The organism is uncultured Campylobacter sp. (assembly GCF_938045595.1).
Classification (GTDB): domain Bacteria; phylum Campylobacterota; class Campylobacteria; order Campylobacterales; family Campylobacteraceae; genus Campylobacter_B.
Window position 1 is genome coordinate 1 of sequence record NZ_CALIBB010000126.1, and the last position, 3,080, is coordinate 3,080.

Genomic DNA, 3,080 nt, shown 5'->3' on the forward strand with positions numbered 1-3,080 from the left:
CAAGATCAAAAGCTTATAATATCCACTATAAATAAAGTTATAAAATAAAGGCTCAAGATAAGTTAAAAACTTCCAAAGGATCATTAAGTTACTATGATATCGATGAAAAACAAATATATAATCCATTTCCGAATTTCGGAAAAGAAATTTAGAGAAATTATATGGTATTTCTCAGCCGATATAGAAGCCGTAAAAATAGCTGGATTTACTAATATCTCAGAAAAAAACAATTAACAAAATAACTAAAAATATCAGAATTTTGATGGCTAAAGAGTGCGAGGTCTTGAAAAGCAATGAGCGTAGCGAAGTTAAAAATATCAAATTTTCAAGTAAGATAGAGATTGATGAAAGCTACTTTGGATCATCTAAGAGAGTAAGAGGGAAAAGAGGTAGAGGCGTAGCAAATAAAACACCGGTGTTTGGAATGCTAAAGCGTGACGGTAAGGTATATACCCAGATAGTTAAAAACTGCTCTGCTAGTGAGTTGATACCTATATTATCTCAATATAGCGAGCTTGATAGCTCTACTATCTATTCTGATTGCTGGAAAGCTTATGACGGATTAGTAGATTACGGAGCCAAAGCTCACTACAGAGTAAAGCATTCAAAGAATGAATTCGCTAATGGTAAAAATCATATAAACGGTATAGAAAACTTCTGGGGATACGCCAAACATAGATTATCTAAATTTAAAGGCATCAAGAAAGAGAATTTTTTGCTTCATCTTAAAGAATGTGAATTTAGATATAATACTAAAACTACACAGGAAAACTTATATCAGAAACTGTTGAAACTGATAAGAGAGAATCCGATTAACTTATCTTGAGCCAAAATTTATTTGCTCTTGGCGGTTTAAGGAGAGAATGATAAATTTGAAGGCGCAATGAGCTTTAAAAATTTACGCCACGTTGTAAATATCAAAATTTAAATGTAGTGAGCTCAGGGTATCTGTCATTAGTGTGCACCGTGGGTTTTTGCAGAGAAATTTAATGAGATTTTGTTAGGCGTAGCCGATGCGCACAGGAGCGAGCGGCAATTAAATTTTCACGGCGAATTTAAAGCAGGGTGTTTTTAATACTAATTTTTCAAGCGTTAAAGTTGGCTTGCAGCGGTTAGTGCGGCAAATTTGCTTTGCGGTTGCAGTTAAATTTTTCCGCCGCGCGGAGTAAATACCGCGCAGAGGTAAATTTGCCGCGTAGAAGCTAAATTTCGCATCGCAGTTAAATCCACAATAGTTTTAAATCGCAGCGAGCTCAAATGCTACAAATTTAGAGCCCGCCGCCGTAAGCGCTTGACTTAGGCTGAGCCGCGATCTTTTATTATAAGATGCCTATTGTTCGCATTCCCGCAGCTGTCTAAAACAAACCGCGCCGCGTTTTAAATTTTAAAATTTTATTTGAATAAGCTATTTACGCTCTCGTCGTGATATACGCGCCTGATGACCTCGCCGAAAAGCGGAGCGACGCTGATTACCTTGATGCGGTCGCTTTCCTGCTTTAGTGGGATCGTGTCGGTCACGACTAGGCCGTCCAGCGCGCCGCTTTCGATGCGCTCGTATGCCGGGCCGCTTAGCACGGCGTGCGTGCAAAACGCGCTGACGCTCTTCGCGCCCTGTTCCTTAAACGCGCCCGCGGCCTTGACGATGGTGCCCGCGGTATCGATCATATCGTCGATTAGGATCACGTCCTTGCCCGCGACGTCGCCGATGATATTCATCACCTCGCTTTTGTTCGCCTCCTCGCGGCGCTTATCGACGATCACCAGATCGAGCGAGAGCTTTTTGGCGAAGCTTCTGGCGCGCGCGACGCCGCCAACGTCGGGGCTGGCGATGATCGGATTTTTTAAATTTTTCTCTTTCAGGTAGTCTAAGAATATCAGCGAGCCGTAGAGGTTATCGACCGGCACGTCGAAAAAGCCCTGTATCTGCCCCGCGTGCAGATCCATCGTGACGACGCGGTCGATGCCTGCCGTCTGCATCATATTCGCCACGAGCTTCGCGCTGATCGGTACGCGCGGGGCTGCCTTGCGGTCTTGGCGAGCGTAGCCGAAGTAGGGCACGACCGCCGTGATCGAGTTCGCGCTGGAGCGCTTCAGTGCGTCGGTTAGGATCAGAAGCTCCATCAGATTGGAGTTTGCGGGCGCGCAGGTCGGTTGGATGACGAAGACGTCCTTGCCGCGCACGCTCTCGCCGATCTGGACGCTGATTTCGCCGTCGCTGAAGGTTTTGATCGCGCACTCGCTAAGCGGCAGCGAGAGATATTTGGAGATTTTTTTGGCAAATTCGGGATTTGCGGTGCCGGAGAAAATTTTATATCCGCGCATTTTGATGACCTTTTGATTGAAATTTGCTCGAATTCTACACCAAAAGCGCTAAATTTTAGCTAATTCGCTCGCCGCACCCGCGTAAAATTTATAAGCGAACATCGCGGACCGCCGCACGTTTGCGAGATAAATTTTTAAAATTTCAGGGCGGCTCGGTTCGCCGCGGTTTTACTTTGGCGAAATTCGGCTTTGGCTTACGGCGCCCGCGAGCGATCGTAGCTCGCGTTTTTTGCACGAGCAGCCGCGCAGATTGCCGGCAAAATCGTATAGCAAAGTTTGATGAAAGTTTGAAAAAAGGGGCACGGCTAAAATCGTATCGCGGAGGGCAGGGCGCCGGGTAGCGCGGGATTTTATCTTTGAACTGCGGAGAGTGCGTTTAAATTTGGATTTTGAGCTCGCACGGGACAGACTGCGTGGATACTTGCAGCGCTAAATTTAGACTGTCGCGGCATATAAATCTTAGATTTCTTAGGCGGTTAAATTTAAAATGCGCTTTGCTTTGGCGAAAATTTAAAGCTCGCTTTGACGATCAAATTTAAAAGTTCGCTCTTTGGAGCTTGATTGTGCGCCGCGAAATTTAAAATTTATCGTGCGAGCTCCATTCACCGCTTAAATTTAGATACGCTTTTGCACGTTTAAATTTTAAAATCGCACGGAGGCAAATTTAATCCGCATAAAGCGTTATTCTGTGATTTTGGTGGGTTCGCCGAATAGCCTATTTATCTCGGAGATCAAAATTTCCTTGCCGTCCTGCGCGC

Annotated in this window: 1 protein-coding gene and 1 pseudogene; one reads left to right on the forward strand and one right to left on the reverse strand. The window is 44.8% G+C overall.

The genetic code is table 11. The features are described from left to right. Positions 1 to 93: 93 nt before the first annotated feature. Positions 94 to 826, forward strand: a pseudogene (locus Q0340_RS05375) (IS1595 family transposase). Positions 827 to 1,392: 566 nt separating this feature from the next. On the opposite strand, the gene Q0340_RS05380 reads toward Q0340_RS05375, so the two are convergent. Next, the gene (locus Q0340_RS05380) at positions 1,393 to 2,322 is read right to left on the reverse strand and encodes a ribose-phosphate pyrophosphokinase (protein ID WP_005873085.1); all 930 of its coding nucleotides are present in this window, start codon (positions 2,320 to 2,322) and stop codon (positions 1,393 to 1,395) included. Positions 2,323 to 3,080 lie beyond the last annotated feature (758 nt).